This is a genomic window from Megasphaera stantonii, assembly GCF_003367905.1.
Taxonomy (GTDB): domain Bacteria; phylum Bacillota; class Negativicutes; order Veillonellales; family Megasphaeraceae; genus Megasphaera; species Megasphaera stantonii.
In genome coordinates this window covers 1,523,561-1,543,030 of record NZ_CP029462.1, presented here as the reverse complement: position 1 = coordinate 1,543,030, position 19,470 = coordinate 1,523,561, and the positions used below count along the sequence as shown (strand labels likewise).

18 protein-coding genes are annotated in these 19,470 nt (G+C 54.1%); 1 reads left to right on the top strand and 17 read right to left on the bottom strand.

The features are described 5' to 3' along the window. Positions 1-63: 63 nt before the first annotated feature. Entirely contained in the window at positions 64-1,008 is a 945-nt protein-coding gene (locus DKB62_RS07220; RefSeq protein ID WP_162860298.1) for a diacylglycerol/lipid kinase family protein, read from the top strand. A 458-nt stretch (positions 1,009-1,466) separates the two neighbouring features. Here DKB62_RS07220 and DKB62_RS12585 read toward each other — a convergent pair whose 3' ends face one another. The 17 genes from DKB62_RS12585 to DKB62_RS07130 form a co-directional block, all read right to left on the bottom strand. Beyond that, positions 1,467-1,652 (bottom strand): hypothetical protein, encoded by a 186-nt coding sequence (locus tag DKB62_RS12585; RefSeq protein ID WP_157949662.1) that lies wholly within the window; start codon positions 1,650-1,652, stop codon positions 1,467-1,469. 205 nt (positions 1,653-1,857) lie between these two features. Then, a complete protein-coding gene (locus DKB62_RS07205) occupies positions 1,858-2,208 on the bottom strand; it encodes a hypothetical protein (protein WP_157949661.1) in 351 nt (116 codons plus the stop codon). Between the two features lie 66 nt (positions 2,209-2,274). Further along, entirely contained in the window at positions 2,275-3,108 is an 834-nt protein-coding gene (locus DKB62_RS07200) for an Rpn family recombination-promoting nuclease/putative transposase (RefSeq protein ID WP_107195607.1), read from the bottom strand. Positions 3,109-3,291: 183 nt separating this feature from the next. Further along, positions 3,292-3,912 carry a sigma-70 family RNA polymerase sigma factor gene (locus DKB62_RS07195; protein WP_157949660.1) on the bottom strand — a complete coding sequence of 207 codons (621 nt, stop codon included), beginning with the start codon at positions 3,910-3,912 and terminating at the stop codon, positions 3,292-3,294. Positions 3,913-3,975: 63 nt separating this feature from the next. Beyond that, positions 3,976-4,203, bottom strand: a complete 228-nt coding sequence (locus DKB62_RS07190; protein WP_107195605.1) for a DUF2922 domain-containing protein — start codon at positions 4,201-4,203, stop codon at positions 3,976-3,978. 35 nt (positions 4,204-4,238) lie between these two features. Continuing rightward, complete coding sequence (locus DKB62_RS07185) at positions 4,239-4,454, bottom strand: DUF1659 domain-containing protein (protein ID WP_087478557.1); 216 nt, start codon at positions 4,452-4,454, stop codon at positions 4,239-4,241. A gap of 480 nt (positions 4,455-4,934) precedes the next feature. Further along, positions 4,935-11,051: an ESPR-type extended signal peptide-containing protein gene (locus tag DKB62_RS07180; RefSeq protein ID WP_162860297.1), complete on the bottom strand. Its 6,117-nt coding sequence runs from the start codon at positions 11,049-11,051 to the stop codon at positions 4,935-4,937. A gap of 16 nt (positions 11,052-11,067) precedes the next feature. Continuing rightward, a complete protein-coding gene (locus DKB62_RS07175) occupies positions 11,068-11,496 on the bottom strand; it encodes a hypothetical protein (protein ID WP_107196048.1) in 429 nt (142 codons plus the stop codon). A 722-nt stretch (positions 11,497-12,218) separates the two neighbouring features. After that, complete coding sequence (locus DKB62_RS07170) at positions 12,219-13,052, bottom strand: Rpn family recombination-promoting nuclease/putative transposase (protein WP_157949706.1); 834 nt, start codon at positions 13,050-13,052, stop codon at positions 12,219-12,221. Between the two features lie 150 nt (positions 13,053-13,202). Then, positions 13,203-13,478 (bottom strand): hypothetical protein, encoded by a 276-nt coding sequence (locus DKB62_RS07165; protein WP_107196046.1) that lies wholly within the window; start codon positions 13,476-13,478, stop codon positions 13,203-13,205. A gap of 170 nt (positions 13,479-13,648) precedes the next feature. Next, complete coding sequence (locus DKB62_RS07160) at positions 13,649-14,185, bottom strand: N-acetylmuramoyl-L-alanine amidase family protein (protein WP_095629044.1); 537 nt, start codon at positions 14,183-14,185, stop codon at positions 13,649-13,651. Positions 14,186-14,244: 59 nt separating this feature from the next. Then, positions 14,245-14,769, bottom strand: coding sequence for a hypothetical protein (locus DKB62_RS07155; protein ID WP_107196045.1), 525 nt, complete (start codon positions 14,767-14,769; stop codon positions 14,245-14,247). A 1-nt stretch (position 14,770) separates the two neighbouring features. Beyond that, entirely contained in the window at positions 14,771-15,889 is a 1,119-nt protein-coding gene (locus DKB62_RS07150) for a phage replisome organizer N-terminal domain-containing protein (RefSeq protein ID WP_157949704.1), read from the bottom strand. Between the two features lie 193 nt (positions 15,890-16,082). Then, a complete protein-coding gene (locus DKB62_RS07145) occupies positions 16,083-16,295 on the bottom strand; it encodes a hypothetical protein (protein WP_107196043.1) in 213 nt (70 codons plus the stop codon). Then, positions 16,295-16,984: a GntR family transcriptional regulator gene (locus DKB62_RS07140; protein ID WP_095629040.1), complete on the bottom strand. Its 690-nt coding sequence runs from the start codon at positions 16,982-16,984 to the stop codon at positions 16,295-16,297. Before DKB62_RS07140 ends, DKB62_RS07145 begins: the two co-directional genes overlap by 1 nt. A gap of 172 nt (positions 16,985-17,156) precedes the next feature. Next, a complete protein-coding gene (locus DKB62_RS07135; protein ID WP_107196042.1) occupies positions 17,157-18,296 on the bottom strand; it encodes a YkvI family membrane protein in 1,140 nt (379 codons plus the stop codon). A gap of 13 nt (positions 18,297-18,309) precedes the next feature. After that, on the bottom strand, positions 18,310-19,422 hold the full coding sequence (locus DKB62_RS07130; protein ID WP_107196041.1) for a pyridoxal phosphate-dependent aminotransferase: 1,113 nt from the start codon (positions 19,420-19,422) through the stop codon (positions 18,310-18,312). Between the last annotated feature and the right edge of the window lie 48 nt (positions 19,423-19,470).

Below are 19,470 nucleotides of genomic sequence, written 5' to 3'. Positions count from 1 at the left end.
ATAGTACATTTATTACAGCCTACAGCTACGACGTATTTTTAACAGCATGGAGGGAAATGTACTTTGGAACGGTGTATGCTGATCATCAACCCGACGGCCGGCCGGGAACGGGCCAAATATCACAAGGACGCGCTGAAAGCGCAACTGGAGACTATGTTTGATTTCGTAGAGCTGAGACAGACGGAAAAAGCCGGCGATGCGACAGCCTGGGCGAAAGAAGCCTCCCTGGCCGGATTCCACGCCGTATTTTCCATGGGCGGCGACGGCACGCTGAATGAAACCATCAACGGCTTGGCACAGGCCAACCGCCCGATCAATTTCGGATTTATCCCCCTGGGGACAGTCAACGATTTGGCCAGGGCCCTGCGCATTCCCCTGCACCCTGAAGCAGCCATTGCCATGCTGAAGCACTGCCGGACGACGAAGGTCGACATCGCCCGGGCCAACGACTGCTACTTCGTCAACACCATTGCCGCCGGCATCATGCCCGAAGCCGTAGGACACGTCTCTATTGAACAGAAGACCCGTCTCGGGCCGCTGGCCTATTTCCTCACAGGCATCAAGGCCCTGCAGAATCATCAGACATCGCTGTTTAAAATCGAAACGGACGACGGCAAAATGATATACCGCTCGCCCCTGCTCATCGCCATGCTGACCAGCTCTGTCGGCAGCTTCCGCAACATCGCCCCCCAGGCCCGCGTAGACGACGGCAAGATCTGGCTGGCCGTGTTCAAGGACTTTACCTATCTGGACTTGCTCAAGCTCGTGCCGGAATTTCTCGCCGGCGCCCCCCTGAGCAGCGAATACATGACGCTCATGACGACGACTCGGGCCAAAATCGCCATCGTAGATGATCATCCCCTGTCGACCAATATGGACGGCGACGAAGGGCCGGCCTTCCCCCTCGATTTGGAAGTGCTGCCGTCGTTTTTGACGGTCTACGTACCGGACACGCCGGACGCAGCCCGTCCTCACGCATTTCCCCTCAACATACCGGGCATCCCATAAGACTTATACAAAACCAATGAAAGTAAAAAAACAGACCGAAAGACGACCCATGTTCCTCGTCCTTCGGTCTGTTTCGTATGTTCTGCGCCGGGGCATGGCGTATGCTCTGAGAAAAGAATCACGCAGCCCTTCGCCGTCACCTTCCCACGGATGCCAGCCGCACGTGTCCTCAGCATCCGGCACAATAGTCCCGATGAAATATCGCCCCATTCCCGATCCACTGAGACGGCTCTCAATTCCTGCGCCGCCTCGCCGTCTACGTACCGCAAAACACCTGCATAGCCTTCGCGCTGTCGCTTTTACAAAAGGCCTGCACAAACGCCCCTTCCGCCGCTTTTCCATCGACGTACCGCAGGAACGCCCGTATATCCGGGTCCAACGCCTCGCTGTCGTCTGTGCAAAAACGAAATTCTATCTTACAACATAAGGCGTCTACTCCCGCAGGCACCTTGACCAAATTACAGCAAATGATTCCTTTTTCCTAATTCTACTACATACTCAACCGATACACGCGCACATCTAGCAATAGTCTCTTTAGAAATACCTTCACGCAGCATTTCTAATATCATCATTGTCTCTTTCTTTTGCTCGCCCGTTCTCTCGCCTTCGGCAAACATTCTCTTTAACTCCATCGCCAACGTCATATATTCTCGCCTCGTTTCTTTATGCTGCTTGATAGCTTTCACTTCCGTATCCAAGGCCTGCACAAACGCCCCTTCGGCCGCTTTTCCATCGACGTACCGCAGGAACGCCTGCACGTCTGAGAGCCAGCAGCTCCTGCCGTCTTTGCAAAAACGAGATCCCATCTCATGAAATAAGGCACCCGCTTCCGCAAATGCCTTACTCAGATTACAACAAATGATTCTTTTTTCCTAATTCCATGATATATTCTACCGAGGTTTGCGCACATTCTGCAATGCTCTCTACGGAAAATCCCTTCCGCAGCATCGCTAGTATCATTTTTAACCGTTCTTCTTGCCGCCCTTCTTCTCGCCCCTCTTCTCGGCCTTCTTCTCGGCCGAATTGTCTTTGTCTCTTTAACTCCATCGCCAACGTCATATATTCTCGCCTCGTTTCCTTATGCTGCTTGATAGCTTTCACTTCCGTATCCAAGGCCTGCACAAACGCCCCCTTCGGCCGCTTTTCCATCGACGTACCGCAGGAACGCCCGTATATCCGGGTCCAACGCCTCGCTGTCACTTTCACAGCCCCCCTAACTTCATCTTGCAAAACAAGGCGCCTACTCCTGCAGACGCCTTGTTCAAATTATAGTAAATGATTCTTTTTCCCTAATTCTGTAATATAATCTACTGAAACCTTCGCATACTTTGCTATCGTTTCTTTAGCAACGCCATCTTGCAGCATCGCTAGTATCATTTTTAACCGTTCTTCTTTCCGCCCTTCTTCTCGCCCCTCTTCTCGGCCCTCTTCTCGGCCGAATTGTCTTTGTCTCTTTAACTCCATCGCCAACGTCATATATTCTCGCCTCGTTTCTTTATGCTGCTTGATAGCTTTCACTTCCGTATCCAAGGCCTGCACAAAGGCCCCCTCCGCCGCTTTTCCATCGACGTACCGCAGGAACGCCCGTATATCCGGGTCCAAGGCCTCGCTGTCGCCTTTGCTGTTCAGGAATATCTTCGTCGCCTCGTCGTTCAGCTCCAGGCCCTCTTCTTCTACGCAGCGGTTCCGAAAGGTATACATGGGCCGGCCCTTGGCAAAGGCGTCGAAGGTACAAATAAATATAATATACGATGGCTTTAAGTTATCATATACGTCGCCTTTATTCAAGAGCTCCATGTCGATCATTCCCTGATAATACCGCGTCCGTTTGGCCAGGCCGTTGTTCGCTTCGTTTTCGCACTGCATTTCGATGTCGTAGACCCGGCCCGTTTCGTCCTTGACGTATACGTCGAGGCGAACGCTCTTGCTGTCCCAGCGGACGTCGATGCTCTTTTCCGTGTCAGGGTAGGTAATCTCGACGATCTTGATTTGCAGTATTTTCTCAATCAGATGTTGGCACAGCCTTTTATTCTGCATGACCTTTAAAAACAGGAAATTGTCCTGTATCGTCAGTTCTTCCCAGTCCTTGATTCGCTTCACGGCCTCGCCGCCTTCTACTTATAGTATACTAAACATATGTACGATTCGGCAACAAATGACCTATGCCAAAAACGGCACCTCCCCCCTGTTCCAGGCACAAAAAAAAGAGCCTCTCAGCTCCCCCGTCTTCGCCACGTTCGCACTGATGCCGGACGCACGAGTCCGCATCATCCGGCACAGCTGTCATGGCGAAATATCCTTGTATTCCTGGGCCGTCATGGCCGATTTTAATTTATGTTCCGCCCCCTTGATGACCTTGCAGACCTGCGAGGCCGACAAGCCGTGCAGGGCGGCGATGGCTGCCAGCGTCATATCGGCGGCGTAGCGCAGATGCAAAAACCGCCGTTCCCGTTCGCTGAGGCGGCTCAGGTGCAGCTCCAGGGCGTCCCGCAAGCCGACGAAGTCCATGTAGTGATGCGGGTCCGGCGCCAGCTCGTCGATAATAGGCGGCAAATCCGTGGCCTCGTCCTCACCGGCAATATTCTTCTCCACCCTCGCCCAGTACACCTGGTTCTGGCGGCTTTCCCGGCGAAACCAGCTCTGAATCGTGCGGTTGAAAGCCCGCGACGCGTCCTCATCGCTGTTCAGGTCAAAGGCGTGGATGCAGTCGATAATCGCCAAATGGGCCGTCGAGCGGGCCTCGTCCATCGAGTCGTAGTGATGGCGGTTCTTCCGCGAATGCTTGCAGATGAGGGGGTGAAACTGCTCTAAAATAAATTCGACAGCCTCGGTGCTGCCGTTCTGGGCCTCGCGAATCCAAGGCCGCAGCGCTTCGGTCATTTCGAACTCCTCCAATCTATTCACATAATATGCGCCGGCAGGCGGCCTCAGGCCTTGGGCCCGAGACATGCCGCCCGGCGCGTTTTTTTACTCGTCGATCGTCTCGACGCTGCGGGTCACGATCTGGCCCTGCTTCAGCGACGCCAGGTCGCCGTCAGCCGTCGCGAAGACCTTCTTCTCGACGATCGTCTGGGCCGCCGCTTCGACCGTCGCCTTGTCCAGGCCCTCTTTCGGGTCCTTCAGGGAGTAGACGACGCTGTTGCCGCCCCCGTCGAGAAATTCGAGCTGGAGCGTTCTCGTTTTCGTCACAGCCATAGCCGGTACCTCCTTTCCCTAGTATAGTCGGGCCCTTAGGCCGAAATCTCGTGTTCCACCACTTCGCGGATCGCCGTAAACGGGTCGTCCTGCAGCGTGCCGAGAGCCGTCACGACGTCGACGATATTGGCCGGCTCTGCGCCGGATTTCAAATGAGCCAACGTGACCTGACGGGTCTTCTGCGCGCCGCTGCCGTCCTGATACGACACGGTCAGCTTCAGCTTGCTGGAAACAGGCGTACGTTCTGCCATCGGTCCTTCCTCCTTTCCCTTCACTTAGGATACGTATACTTCCGGTGAGGCGCGCCGTCCTTCCTGCTCGCCCCTCTACTGTATATGGGACATCAAGAAATATATTTATTTCCTTAAAAATCTGAATTTCTGCAAAAATCCGAAAAGAAATAGAAAGAAACAGAAGGAAATTCTTAGCATACATACAAAACAAAGGCCAGGATATCGAAAAGATTAAATACTATACAGGTATATTCCTTATATTTTCTGAACTTTTTATATTTCAAAAAGTATTTTTGCCCAGAAAAAACGGGCCGGAGGACATCCCCCGACCCGTATTCTCTTGCCTTCGGTCAGCCTGTCGCGGCTGCCCAAAAAATCTTACTGCTGCGGCTGCGCTGCCTGGGCGTCGCCGTCCTTCGGCTGCGCCTGGCCGTTTTGTTCCATCAGGAGCTCGACCATCGCCGTCAGCTTGTCGATCTGTTCGCGCTGCTGCGCCAGCTAGGCGTCCTGGGAAGCCACGACTTCCTGCATGGATTTCAGCGACTTGGCCATGGCCGTCCGCGACGTCGTCGCGCTGCCCGAGCCTGCGCCTACCTTGAAGGATACGCCGGCGTTCACCATGTCTTCGCCGCCGCCGAATGCGCCGCCGACGCTGAACATGACGTTTTCACTGGGCCGATAGAAAGCGCCTACAGCGACTGCGCTCGCGCCGCGGTAGTTACCAAAGCCCGCCGCGAAGTCCAGCTTGTTGTCCGGATCGAAATCCAGCGGATGCAAGGCTGCCAACGCCGCTGCCCCTGCGCCGACCCGTTCAATGCGGTCGCCCAGCTTGTTGACTGCGCTGCCGAGGATGCCGATGTTTTCCGTATTGCTGTTGATCTGCTGCCATGCGTCATGGAGCTGGCTGCCGTTAACAGCGTCCGTCGAATCGGCGGAAATATCGCCTGCCGTGACGCCGGTGATCTTGTTGTCGTTCATGTTGAGGGTGCCGTGCATGTTTGTTTCGCCCTGAACGTCCAGGTTGCCGCCGACGCTGACGTCGCTGCCGAAAGTAGCCTTGCCCGTCACATCCAGCGTGCCGCCGACGCTGACATTACCCGTTACAGCCAAGTTGTGATCCATCACCTGCGTGTTTCCGTCGTGGGTCGAAGAATCTTCCGAACCGCTGCTCGGCCCTCTGCCCGGTCTGCTGTTCGGATCGCTGTTGGCTGCCGGAACGCTGCCGTCTTCGGACAGCGTAGAAATCGCCGCAAGGTCGTCAGCACTCAACGATGAAAGCGTATTGACTGCGCTCATATCCATGTTGCTGAGAGCACTGAGGGTGCTGATGTTGGACGTGGAGAAGGTGGAAAGAGCCGATATAGCATTAGAACTGATACCGTGTTCATTTTCCAATACGCCTACGCGATGATCCAAATTATACACATTTTTATCTAAATTTTTCAGCGTATCGACAACTGTTTTTCCTGCATAGTTGAAGCCCGTCCAATCAATTGATGTCGTAATATGGCCAGTAGAATCCTTTCGGAACCCGATGCTTTCTAAGGACAAGCCAATTTGAGAATCTAACTGCACCAGGGCAGACGACAAATTGCCATCATTACTGATAAAGTTTCTGCCGTCAAAATCCAGAGGACCAATGGCTTTGCTTAACTCATTCAGGCCAAATGTTACAGAAGGTAACGTACTATTTTCTGAGAAGTACGCTGCAGGCGAGGTCATAGTCAGACTTCCAATACTTCTATTCAACGTATCGACGGCTGCGGTTATGCTAGTGTAGGTTTTCCCGTCTGAATTGACATCTAAAATGTTTCCATCAGTATACCGATTAGCGCCAATAGCCTTATCCAATGCGCTGGCAGCTTGCGTTAAATTCATGCTATCTGTCAAGAAATTATTAGACGAGTAATCGCCATCACCGACAATCTGATTCGTAGCATACAACTGTCCGCCATTGACAGCATCTTTAGAATCTGCACTACTAATATTTCCAGCCGCAACATTCATAATAGTCGTTCCATTCGTTCCCTGCAAATAAACCTGACTCTTGTTGGTATTAGGCGTATATGTAACAGCCAAATCAGACACTTCTTTGACTTCCTTAAGCTGGCTCACGTTGACAGCATCGTTGTCATCTACGCCGGCTTTTACATCAGTAATGACCTTGTTTCCAGCATTCAAACCGGCAGAAGTAATATACTGCGTGCCGCCGATCGTCAGGCCGCTGAGTGTCAAGGAGTTAGAGTCATTAATCGTAAAGCCTCCGGCAGCCGTCACACTTGCCGCCGTTACCGCTCCCGTTACGCCGAGAGTGCTGTTAATGGTCGTCGCGCCAGTCAATGTCGTCGTGCCTGCGACGCTCAAATTACCGCCTACATTGGCCGCTCCCGTCGTCGCAACGCTCGTCACGCTGATGTCGTCTGCTAAGGATACGCCCGTTCCGTCGACTACGATATTATTATCTGCAGATTTAACGGAGATTTTATCAGACGTAATATCAATGCCGTCGCCAGCCGTATACGTCTTAATCTTTCCTTCTACTGCGTCGAGCTGACTCCTGTTAACTGCATCAGTACCTTCTGTGCCAGCCTGTACGCGGGTAATCTTCTGACCATTCATCGAAGCTCCCTGGCTGAAAGTCGCCGTGCCGTTCGTCGTCAGCGCTCCTAACGTCGTTGCTCCCGTTACGTTCAGCGTACTGTTGAGGTTCGTCGCTCCTGTGACTCCCAGAGTACCGCCAACGGTTACTGCGCCTCTCGTCGTCACACTTGTCAGGCTGATGGCGTCTTTTAGCGCGACGCCGTTGCTGTCCACTTCCAGATTGCCATCTGCCGCCGTTTTTACGGAAATCTTATTGTTATCAATAGCGATGCCGTTTCCGGCCGTATAGGTCTTGCCCGTACCGTTTTGGCTCACGTAGTCTTCTAAATATTCTACGTTGACGGCATCTGTATTACTGTCAATTTTACTTGTAACTAATCCTGTAATTTCCCCATCAGCAAGTTTAAGGCCACTCGTAGCATTTCCAATCGTCACAGACGTAGAAAACAGTCCTGTTTCAGCAGTCACGCTGCCGCCGCTGATACCTCCCGTAACGCCTAACGTGCCGCGTACGGTTGCATTATTGGTCACTGCCAACGCATCGGTGCTGAGACTCGTCAATCCGCTGACTGTCTTCGACAGGCTGACTCCGTCAGTACCGACAACGATGTTTCCATCCTGTGCCGCTTTCACTTCTACCTTGCCGCTGGCGTCAAATCCTATACCGTTGCCGTTCTTCACCGATACGACGTTCGAACCGTCAATAACTATACCATTTCCTGCCGTATAAGTCTTTCCTGTACCATTTTTGCTCACATAGTCTTGCAAATACTCTACGTTAACGGCATCCGTACTAGCATCAATCTTGCTCGTAGCTAATCCGGTAATTTCTCCGTCGGCAAGTTTAAGACCGCTCGCAGTATTTCCAATCGTCACGGAAGTAGAAAACAGTCCTGTTCCTGCCGTTACGCTACCGCCACTGATAGCCCCTGTTGTCGTAAGACTGCCAACCTTGGCTGCTCCGTTAGCCGTAATGGTTTCCGTGCCGATGCTCGTCAATCCGCTGACCGTCTTCGACAGGCTGATGCCATCAGCGTTTACGACGATGTTTCCGCCGTCAGCTGCTTTAGCCGATATAGTCGGCGTCTGCGTAGCGCCGTTAGCTATGGCAATACCATCTCCGGCCTGATAGGTCTTAACCGTATCGGCTACTTTCTGTAACTGGCTGCCGTTTACTGCATCTTTTGAAGTCGCGCTAACTTCTCCATCTCCTACATTGGTGATCTTCTGACCGCCCATAGACGCGCCTTTGGCAAATGTTGCCGTGCCGTTAGCTGTCAACGCGCCAGTCAGAGTTGTTTCTCCTGTAACGCCTAAGGTACCTCCGATTGTTGCATTATTATTCACTGTCAGCGCATTAGTGCCGAGGCTCGTCAGGCCGCTCACGTCTTTCGCTAAGCTGATGCCATCAGCGTTTACGACGATGTTTCCGCCGTCAGCTGCTTTAGCCGATATAGTCGGCGTCTGCGTAGCGCCGTTAGCTATGGCAATACCATCTCCGGCCTGATAGGTCTTAACCGTATCGGCTACTTTCTGTAACTGGCTGCCGTTTACTGCATCTTTTGAAGTCGCGCTAACTTCTCCATCTCCTACATTGGTGATCTTCTGACCGCCCATAGACGCGCCTTTGGCAAATGTTGCCGTGCCGTTAGCTGTCAACGCGCCAGTCAGAGTTGTTTCTCCTGTAACGCCTAAGGTACCTCCGATTGTTGCATTATTATTCACTGTCAGCGCATCAGTGCCGAGGCTCGTCAGGCCGCTCACGTCTTTCGCTAAGCTGATGCCATCAGCGTTTACGACGATGTTTCCGCCGTCAGCTGCTTTAGCCGATATAGTCGGCGTCTGCGTAGCGCCGTTAGCTATGGCAATACCATCTCCGGCCTGATAGGTCTTAACCGTATCGGCTACTTTCTGTAACTGGCTGCCGTTTACTGCATCTTTTGAAGTCGCGCTAACTTCTCCATCTCCTACATTGGTGATCTTCTGACCGCCCATAGACGCGCCTTGTGCAAACGTTGCCGTGCCATTAGCCTTCAACGCGCCAGTCAGAGTTGTTTCTCCTGTAACGCCTAAGGTACCTCCGATTGTTGCATTATTATTCACTGTCAGCGCATCAGTGCCGAGGCTCGTCAGGCCGCTCACGTCTTTCGCTAAGCTGATGCCATCAGCGTTTACGACGATGTTTCCGCCGTCAGCTGCTTTAGCCGATATAGTCGGCGTCTGCGTAGCGCCGTTAGCTATGGCAATACCATCTCCGGCCTGATAGGTCTTAACCGTATCGGCTACTTTCTGTAACTGGCTGCCGTTTACTGCATCTTTTGAAGTCGCGCTAACTTCTCCATCTCCTACATTGGTGATCTTCTGACCGCCCATAGACGCGCCTTTGGCAAATGTTGCCGTGCCGTTAGCTGTCAACGCGCCAGTCAGAGTTGTTTCTCCTGTAACGCTCAGCGTGCTGTCAAGGGTTGTCGCGCCAGCTACTCCCAGCGTGCCGGTAAGCGTTACATTATGAGCTTTAACGTCTCCTTGGTCATCGACAGTAAAGCTATCGTTCGTATTCGCAAAGCTGCCGCCTCTTACAATTCCTTCAACATCGGCCTTGCCAGCCTTCAAATTAGTAATTTCCGCATTGTTTGCCGTGACTTTGCCTTCCGTCGTCAAGCCGCCGACTGTCGCCGTACCGGTAATGTCAGCATTGCCATTAATCGCTGCGCTGCCTGCCGTCAGCTTGCCTTCCGTAGAAAGGCTGCCCGCTGTTAACGAACCGCCAACGACTGCATCCCCGGTAATGTCTGCACTTCCGGCTGTCAGCTTACCTTCAACGGTCGCTTTGCCAGCTTCCAGATTCGTAATATCAGCATTCGTTGCTTTGACGGTTCCTTCCGTCTCGATATCTCCTGCTGTCAGAGTACCGCCGACAGTCGCGCTGTTCGTAATCTCTGCACTTCCTGCTGTCAGCTTGCCGTCAATAGTCGCTTTTCCGGCCGTCAGTTCATTGTCGACAGATACGTTATGCGCATCAACTGTATTCGTTTTTACATCGCCTGCCGTGAGTTTTCCGCCAACGGTTGCGCTCCCGTCAATAACAGCGCTTCCTGCATGCAACTGGCCTTTTGTCTGTAAATTTCCTGCTGTCAAGCCGCCGTCAACATGCGTGCTGCCCGATACGTTCAGATCACCGTCAACATTGGTATGTTTTAAATTCGTATTGCCGGTTACGGCAAAGTCGCCGTCAACAGTCATGCCGTCTTGATTAACCGTTACAGTCGTATTTCCCGTCCGTTCTGTCAAGGTAACGCCGTTTAAATCGGCTATCACAGAGCTGCCGCCCCCCTGCATTTCCGCTTTATTGCTGCTGACGGCCATAATGGCATTGCCATGAGTAATACCAGCGGCTCCGTCATTGACAACGAGCTGAGAGCCGCCGGCCCGAATTACTGTCGTACCATCTGCGGCAATCGTTGCATTGCCGTCGGCTGCAGAAAAGGAGCCTTCAATTTCCGCATTTCCATCAGTATAGATATTACCGTCGTTATCAACATACAGCCCTTCGCCGTTATCCGTACCCCCAACAAACAGGCCGTCTTTGGTTAGGGAATTATACGTACCCTGACCGTTATGGGCATAAAAGCCTTCTTCGTTATAGATCGTATGCTGTCCATCCGGCGTCGTGACGGTAGAACTGCCGCCTTCGCCGGGCTGCCCTTCGTCTTCATTTGCCAAGGGCGCAACGCTCTTTACCAAGGGGCTCTGTACGAGCGTGACCAGCGTATCCGAAGAGGTGCTGTTCGTTTCTTCTACCTGGGCGTTGAGCAGGGCGTAGGGGTCCGTCAGGTCTTCGGCCTGTACGGGCGCGGCGCAGAGGCCCGTCGTCAGCACCAGGGCGGCCAATACGGCGGCGGCGCTCCGGCCAACGCGGCTGCTCGTGCTCTTCGTGCAGCTATGAGCCAGTTCGGATACGACGACGTATTGATGTTTTACTTTACTCCATATAACTTTGTATATTCGATTCATACCTATTTCCTCCTTGCTATGGTAATACGCGTTCTTTTTTGCTTCGATGCAGGGAAAACCAGCGCAGGCGGCAGGCGGTGCTGCAAAAGGCGATTCGCCGGTCGTAGGGATCGGTGATTTCCACATAAGTTCCGCAGTTTCGGCAGTGAAAGGCGTGGCGTATAGTCTGGGATTTGACTTTTTCCGAGTGCTTCCAGTACAGCCGCTCGCAATGGGCCGAGCAGAATTTTGTCCGCCAGTCCGTCGCCTCGGTCACCCGCACCAGCTTGCCGCATTTCAGGCAGTGAAAGGTCCGCAGGGCTTCCTTTTTCCGCGACGACCGGCCGTGATCGTTTACGCCGTGCCGGTGGGCGTAGCGCCGGCAGTAATTGCTGCAGTATTTCTGCGTGATTCGGTCCGCTTCAAATTCTTTGCCGCAAACGGGACATATGGCTTTCCGTTTCATAGGCAACCTATGGATTCTCTAGCAAGCACACGGAGCGCGCGCCGGGCGAAGCAGTTCCGGGCACGCAAAAAAGACAGCATACACCTATGCTGCCTGAAAAACATGGTATCGCCAGAGTATACGAACCCCCCAAAGGACGGCGCTGAAAAAGAACGCACGAATTCCCCAAGCCGGGTCATCGATACGCCAAAGCATGTATAGGAGGTAGTATTTATACCACTACGGTACCCCCCCCCCCGTATGGAATTTCAGGAATTTGTCCGCTCCTGCGATGCCATTCCAATCGTTTCGGCTAGAGATCATCTGTTTCACCCCCTTCTATATACTTTTTAGTCTAGCATGTTATATCGGCAAATGCAATATCCCCTAATCCAATAATTATGAATAAATCGTTAAATCTATATTAAAATATTATCGTCACATCTTTATACCCTATAGTATGCAATACCTGTAAATCAGGCCGTTTTTCGATTGCAGCTCGTTGTGCAATGTAAAAAACTTCCATTCAGGCGAAACGAAGTGTTTAATGTCTAATGGATAAAAATACACTATATGGTTTAAAGCCACCCCTAAAATAAATGACGAGACCCGATGTTTATTACATTTCCTTAAAACCATTCCACCCCATTACCGTATCGTACCAAAAGACATTGCATCCTTTTTCTTCTGCCTAGAAGCCCGCATAAAAAACAGGCTGCTTGCCTTCACAAGCAGCCTCTCTGTTATAACAAATGTTGTTTTTTACCCAATTCAATAATATACTCTGCCGACGTCTGCACACAGTCCGCAATAAATTCTACAGATAGCCCCTTTTGCAGCATAGTTACTATTATTTTCTTCTTTTCGTTTGCACTGCCTTCTGCAATACCTTCTGCAAGGCCTTCTGCAATACCTTCCTGCCGCTGCCGCTTTAATTCCATTGCCAACGTCATATATTCTCGCCTCGTTTCATCGTGCTGCTTCACGCGCCGTACTTCCTTATCTACTTCTTGTACAAATACCCCTTCGGCCGCCTTGCCGTCGACGTACCGCAAAAACGCCCGCACGTCCGGGTCGAGGGCCTCGCTGTCGCCTTTGCTGTTCAGAAATATTTTCGTCGCCTCGTCGTTCAGCTCTATGCCATCCTGCTCTACGCAGCGATTTCTAAAGGTGTACATCGGCAGGCCCCGGTCAAAGGCGTCAAAGGTGCAGATAAAGATGATATACGCCGGGTTCAGCATACTATAATCGTCGCCCTTTTCCAGGACGTCCATATCGATCATGGCCTGATAGTACCGCGTCCGCTTGGCCAGGCCGTTGTCCTTTTCGTCAGTACACTGCATTTCAATATCGAATACCCGCCCCGTATCGTCCTTGACATAGACGTCCAGGCGCACGCTTTTTCTGTCCAGCCGGATGTCGATGGTCTTTTCCGTATCGGGATAAGTAATGTCGGCGATCTTAATCTGCAGAATCTTCTCAATTAAATGCTGGCACAGGCGCTTGTTGCGCATGACCTTTTGAAATAAAAAGTTGTCTTGTATGGTCAGCTCTTCCCAGTCCTTAATTCGCTTCACGGCCTCGCCTCCTTCTACTTGGATTATACCAAACATACATACGCCTTGGCAACAAACGACCTATACCAAAAATGCAGAACGCCTGCGCAAAACGGGCCGGAAAAGGATCTCCAACCCGTCTTGTTAATATATTCGCCAATTTTAAATAAACTAGGCACAGAAAATGCCTCCTTGACCGGCAAATTTAAAGAAAAGATGGACATTGCGCTTCAAAAATTGTTCAAATCGCTTTATTTCTTCCGCGCTGAACCCTTCATGATACAGCCAGGTATAGCTGGGAAGAAAACATCTAGCGCTGTCAAATCCCGTATCCGTAGTCCGCTCAAAATGCACTTCTACGGTTATCGTGCCATCATGCTGCAGATCCAACAGTTGAGAATGCGTAATTTCCGTACCGTCGTTCAGCGTCATATAGGGATACATCATGTCTAAGCCCTCCTTTCTTATCCTTAGTATAAAAAATATCGCTGCAAAATACAATGTCGCAGCCAATCGTTTTTGATGAAGATGCAGCATGATATAAACAACGCAAAAAGTGCCCGTTTCCAGTCGGCACGTACCGATAGGAAGGGGCGCTTTATGGTTATAACGGTTCCTTACGCCGCGGCCTGGCCGCGCATGGCCGGATATTGTATGATGCCTGCGGCAATGGCCCTGGCGGTTTCGTCCTTATGGGCCTCGTAGCAGCGCATGTCGTAGTCATTGTCGATGAAGCAGACTTCTACCACGACGGCGGGCATGGCCGTGTTGCGCAGGACGAAGAGGCCTGGCCGCTCTTTCAGCCCCCTGTCGGGCAGGTTGAGGACGGCCTTGACGTTGGCCTGGATGCAGTGTCCCAGGAGCAGGCTTTGGGGCGTATTGGAAATGAGGGTTTCCGTGCCTGTAGCCCGCTTATTGAAGGCGTTGAAATGAAGGGACACGAATACGTCCGCTTCGGCGGCGTTGGCTTGTCCGCAAACAGCGTACAAATCGTCGGACTGCCCTAGGACGACGGCGACGCCGTTTCGCTCCAAATAAGCCTGGACAGCCTCGGCCAGTTCATAGGCCAGGTCGCATTCGCGCAGGTTCAGGGCGGCGTTGACCGCCCCGCTGTCCAGCAGGCGGTCGTGGCCTGGATTGAGATAGACTTTCATCGGTATAGTTCCTCCTAATCAGAAAATACAGTATGCGGATGATAAAGACGACGGTCCGTTTATCGACAGACCTCAAAAAGCGCAGGATCTTCTGCATGGGCATCCTCCTCTCTGGGTCGCTTCGCCATGTACAGGGTCACGCAGCCCGTCTCATCGAGCTCCATCATCGTGACGTAGGGGCTGGCGCAGCGGTCTTCCCGCTCCCGGTCGGCCCGGCAGTTGGCGATTTCCATTTTGTTGCGTTCGATGAGCTCCTCGCTCATGTGGGGAAAAAAGGACCGGGCAAAGGCCGTCAGGCCCTCCGATACGACGAGACCCGGCACGGAGCGGCGCTGGCCGAGGGCCGTCCGGACGCGGCGCAGCTCGCCGGCGCGGCGTTTCCTCTCGGCGTGGGAAATCCGCGGCGGTGTCTCGTCCAGATAGATTGCCCCTTCCTGCTGCCGGCGGCGGCGTTCCATATCCCGCCAATGAGCGAGTACGTCGGCAATGGACGGCTCAAAGCGGTGTGCCTCCAGTATGCGCCGCGCCAGGGCGCGGGCCTGATCCTCCGTCATGGGCGGCAGCATGTCCTTCAGGATGCGCATTCTAGCAGCCATCCCCGTCGGATTCCCAGATTTGCCGAAGCATTGTATCAACGTATTGATTAAATTCCTTCTCCCGTCGTTCATACATCGTCTCCCTTCGCCGCGGCCGTCCGCCGCTGTTGACCAGGACGGCCCGGATGTAGCGAATGCCGGACGCGCCGTTGTCCCTGGCAATGTCTATGGCGGCGCAGACCGCTTCGTCGCCCCAGCAGCGGGCCAAGTCGGTCAGCTCCTCTGCCGTGCGGCTGCTCATCTGGCCGAAGGCCGCCGTATAGCAGCGCAAGGCGCCTCGTCCTGCCGAAGGGGACGGGGCCTTCGCCGGATCGCCGCAGCCTCTTTGGGCTGCCGTAGTCCATACGGGCGCGATGCCGCTGTTGCCGCCGGGCTCGGCTATGTGGGCGCACGTATCCTGCAGGCCAGGGCGTTCTTCGTCCTGCCAAGGAGCTGCCGTCGGAGCTGCGTCGTCCCATACGGCAGGGGCTTCGCCGTCGCCATAAGAGGACGCCATACGGCCAGCCTCTTCCCGTACGGGAACGAGCCCGCCGACTGGGCAGACCGATACCGTTTCCTCTGCCGCCGTCTCGTCCGAGCAGACGTATCCCGCCGGGGCAGCCTGCGCCGAAGGCCGGGCATAGTCTTCGCTGCCGCAGTGCTGGTCATAGACAGATTCTTCCGCCGCTGTGCCCCTTCCGGCCGGAGCTTCGGACGTATGGCAGCGCACCTCACCGCCTTCGGCCTTGCGACGGCGGTAGCGGCGCATGCGGTCGCGGGCGTCGCGGCGTTTTTTCTCGTCCCGGTCAAAGCTCTGGATTTCATGCCATGGCACGATGCGGATCAGGCCCGTCTCGTCGCGGCTGATGAGGTCGATTTGCTCGAACACGTCGAGGACTTTTTCCACAAAGGCCCGGCGGCGGTGCAGCTGACGAGCCAGCAAGGCCGTCGTCACGGCCTGCCCCTTGGCTACGTAGATATATCCGTCGTCGTTGACCATGCCGGCCAGGTCCTTCAGGTAAAACCAGATGACGAAGTAGGAGTCGCCGCTGGGTTGACTCAACAGATACATCATGCGCGGGTCCTGAAACAACCCGACCTTTGTCTGAAACCACCGCAGCTTCTTCATGGGCTGCTCCTTTCCGCCCGCCCTGGGGCCGTCTTTGCTCGCTACTGTATATGGGACAGGGAAGGGAGCATTTATTTCCCCTTCAATCATGCAGATTCAGCATACCTGTCCGCTGTAAAAACACGCTTCGTTCTATGTATTGATAGCTGTATACAAAAAAAGAAAGTAAAAATAAAAAAGAAAAGATAAGACGTTACGCGTAACGGTTCCGATGTGTCGCAGCGGGTATGGTCAAGGAAATCGGCATAATGACGCCGACGGGGCGGAACATCCCTGCGCCGTATACGCCGGTATATTCTTGGTAATTCTCCCTGTATTTCGCCGTATGGCGGCGATTTCCAAACGGATTTTCGCCGATAACAAAAAAACTCCCTGCCGAATCGTCCGGCAGGGAGAGTCCATGCATTATTTAAAGTAATCGGGATACTGCTTGCGCAGCACTTCCACGTCGATGATGCCCTTGTTGATATGTTCTTCCATAATGGCTACGCCGCGCTGGGCGTCGTGGCGCAGGATGGCTTCCGCCAGGGCCTGATGCTGGCTGTAGAGAATGTTCATCTGCTCGGCCGCCGCGGCGATGTTCAGCACGCGGGCCCGCATGTAGTCGGCCGTAGAGCTTTCGATGATCTGCCAGATATGCGGCTTGCCGCAGCCCTGGTACAGGATGCTGTGGGTCTGGTTGTCGCTGGCGAAAAAGCCGTTGACGTCGCGGCGGCGCAGGTACAGCTCCTGCTCCTTCAGGCATTGCTGGAGCTTCCACATGTATTCTTCGGGAAACTCCCGGCAGGCCAGGGCGACGACAGCCGTCTCCATGGTCACCCGCAGAAAGCGGAATTCTGCCAGCTGCTCCGTATTGATCTTAGACACGAAGGTCCCCCGCTGGGGCAATACGTCGAGAAGGCCCTTCTGGGACAGGCGGATAAAGGCCTCCCGCACGGGAGTCCGGCTGACGGACAGCATCGTCGACAGCTCCTGTTCCGACATGGCCGTCCCAGGCACCAGATGCAGATTCATGATGTTATCGTACAACACGCGGTAGGCGTATTCCCGCACGTTTTCCCGCGGCTCTTTTTCCAGTAATCGTAACTGTTCCATTGGCGTCCCCTGTATCTAAAAAATTACCATACTTCATATTCTACCATATTACGGCTTCAATTTGAAATGCATTGGCTAAAAAAATGATGTATACCGATACAAAAAATGCGTCCTCTTTCTGTACTTTGACGAAAAATACCCCCTTGCCGCAGAGGCAAGAGGGCAGGAGACGTCATTCTTCCCGTTCCAAGCCGGGGTCTTTGTTGTCCTTCAGGATGAATACCTTGACCAGGACGACGACGATCATGAGCACGCCGACCTGTCCCATCAGGGGATAGAGGAAGCCGATGAGCTTGCCGAAGCCGATCTGGGCGCCGAAGTAGGCCACGACGCCCAGGACGACGGTCACGACCATCTTGACGGTCTTGTTGGGCATCCACTGCTCCAGCTTGTTGATGACGACCCAGAACATGGGAGCCGCCGTGCTGTAAATGCCGAGGAGCAGGATGACCGAGAAGATGAGGGCCAGGGCCGGGGCGAACTGCTGGGCCAAAAACAGGTTGGGAACCTGAAGCTTTGCCACTTCTGCCGGGAAGCAGAGCATGGCCGCCATCATGAGGGCGCTGGCGATCATCAGGGCTACGCCGCCGAGGAACCCGCCGAGGAAGGCTTCCCGCCGGCTGTTGGCCTTGCCGCCCAGCCCCGTCAGGAAGGGGATGGAGCCGAAGACCATGCAGGAAGCGTACAGGACGCCGCTGAACCAGGCCGAATCGAGGAAATCGTACGTCGAGAACCACCAGGATTTCGTCGAACGCAGGTCGTACAGGATGTCCCAGCCCTTGGCCCAGTCCGTATTGGCGTTGAGGACTGTCAGGATGCCGATGCCGATGGTAAAGAAGATGATGACCGGACCCATGGAGCCGATGACGTCGGCCAGGCGCATCAGGCCCAGCAGGATGGACAGGATGCACAGGAGAGCCATAAACACGCTGCCCACGTCGCCGGGCAGGGCAAAGTATTCCGAGGCCACAGCTCCCGTGCCGGCGATCATGATCGACACGACGCTGAATAAAAATAAGATCGTAACCCATTCCAAAAACGTGCCGATGTACTTGCCGCAGTAGTAGTGAAAGACCTGGGTGTGGTATTTCAGCTTCAAATCGTAGCCCTTCTGCATGAGGGCCCCGCCCAGAAAGGCGAAGATGAGCATGCTGACGAAGCAGCCGATGATGCCCTGAGGGCCGAAGGCTCCGAAGAACTGGAGGATTTCCTGGCCCGTCGCATAGCCCGACCCGATGCTGAAGGCGCAGTAAGCGCCGGCGAAAATGACGACGTTGCGCAGGCTGACTTTTGTGTTGCTGTCTTGATTCATATCCATCTCTCCTTTATCGCGCCGCCTGCAGTTCCGCTTCGATGCGCTCTAAGCGGCGCGCTAATTCCGTAATGTCCTGAGGCACGCGCAGGCGGACGTGGCGCTTGCCGATGCCTTCGAAGTCGACGCCGTTTTCCACGCGGATGCCGTATTTCCAGAACAAGGCTCCCAAATCGACGTCCTGATCCGTATAGAACAGCGTAATAGGCACGTCGTCCCGCGTCGCCGACGTCTTGAGCACCTGCAGTCCGCTGATGAGCCTCTGATTGTTCTGGGCGATGAGATCCCGCGAATAGGCCAGGAAGGCCGGGTCGGACAACACGACGGGGATCATGGCCGCCGCCGGCGTCGTCAGGTTCATCTCGCCGCCGAAGGCTTCCAGAATATCGGCCATGGCCTTGGGAACGGCGATGTAGCCGGCCCGCAGGGCTCCTAAGCCGAAGCCCTTGGAAAAGGTCCGGGTCACGATGAGGTTGTCGAATTCATCGAGAAGGGACAGGGCCGATTCGGATTTGTCCAAAAAGTCGCCGTAGGCTTCGTCGACGAGGACGAGGACACCTTTTTCCCGGGCCGCCGTCAAAATCCGCCGCAGGTCGGCAATGGACAGGGCCTGCCCCGTCGGGTTGTTGGGGTTGTCCAGGTAAGCCAGGCGGTGATCTTCGCGGATGGCCGCGACGTATTCTTCTACAGGGAAGGCAAAATGATCCTCTTCCCGCAGGGGCACGACGTCGACTTCGGCTCCGCAGGCCCGGGCGTCCGTCGTATACGACGAAAAGCAGGGCTGGGGAGCGAGGACCCGCGTCCCGTCTTCCAGAAAGATGGAGTTGACAGCCCGCAGGGCGCTCATGGAGCCGTTCTGCATGCTGAGTTGGCCGACGTCCAGCGACGCCACGTCGGAAAAATACTCGCAGATATGCCGCCGCGTTTCCACGTAGGGATGAGCCGGATAGCTGGCCAAGATGTCGAAGGTCGCCGCGTACATGTCCTTCGTCAGCTTCGGCGTGACGCCGCAGGGGTTGATGCCCAGGGAGCAGTCGATAATATCCTTCTCCAGAGCCGTCTCCTCGTCCTTCAGGTAGCTGTGCCGCACCATGCCCTGCAGAGCCCGGCGAATACGATATTCCATAGTAAAACCTCCTCATGACGCAAATCCCGCCGAGGCAGCCTGATCCAG

What these genes read in the sequence shown, in the direction of transcription:
- DKB62_RS07130 (WP_107196041.1), bottom strand. Translation starts at nt 19,422, where the DNA reads ATGGAATATCGTATTCGCCGGGCTCTGCAGGGCATGGTGCGGCACAGC.
- DKB62_RS07155 (WP_107196045.1), bottom strand. Translation starts at nt 14,769, where the DNA reads ATGCGCATCCTGAAGGACATGCTGCCGCCCATGACGGAGGATCAGGCC.
- DKB62_RS07135 (WP_107196042.1), bottom strand. Translation starts at nt 18,296, where the DNA reads ATGAATCAAGACAGCAACACAAAAGTCAGCCTGCGCAACGTCGTCATT.
- DKB62_RS07185 (WP_087478557.1), bottom strand. Translation starts at nt 4,454, where the DNA reads ATGGCAGAACGTACGCCTGTTTCCAGCAAGCTGAAGCTGACCGTGTCG.
- DKB62_RS07165 (WP_107196046.1), bottom strand. Translation starts at nt 13,478, where the DNA reads ATGATGTATCCCTATATGACGCTGAACGACGGTACGGAAATTACGCAT.
- DKB62_RS07175 (WP_107196048.1), bottom strand. Translation starts at nt 11,496, where the DNA reads ATGAAACGGAAAGCCATATGTCCCGTTTGCGGCAAAGAATTTGAAGCG.
- DKB62_RS07190 (WP_107195605.1), bottom strand. Translation starts at nt 4,203, where the DNA reads ATGGCTGTGACGAAAACGAGAACGCTCCAGCTCGAATTTCTCGACGGG.
- DKB62_RS07160 (WP_095629044.1), bottom strand. Translation starts at nt 14,185, where the DNA reads ATGAAAGTCTATCTCAATCCAGGCCACGACCGCCTGCTGGACAGCGGG.
- DKB62_RS07140 (WP_095629040.1), bottom strand. Translation starts at nt 16,984, where the DNA reads ATGGAACAGTTACGATTACTGGAAAAAGAGCCGCGGGAAAACGTGCGG.
- DKB62_RS07145 (WP_107196043.1), bottom strand. Translation starts at nt 16,295, where the DNA reads ATGCATGGACTCTCCCTGCCGGACGATTCGGCAGGGAGTTTTTTTGTT.
- DKB62_RS07180 (WP_162860297.1), bottom strand. Translation starts at nt 11,051, where the DNA reads ATGAATCGAATATACAAAGTTATATGGAGTAAAGTAAAACATCAATAC.
- DKB62_RS12585 (WP_157949662.1), bottom strand. Translation starts at nt 1,652, where the DNA reads ATGACGTTGGCGATGGAGTTAAAGAGAATGTTTGCCGAAGGCGAGAGA.
- DKB62_RS07150 (WP_157949704.1), bottom strand. Translation starts at nt 15,889, where the DNA reads ATGAAGAAGCTGCGGTGGTTTCAGACAAAGGTCGGGTTGTTTCAGGAC.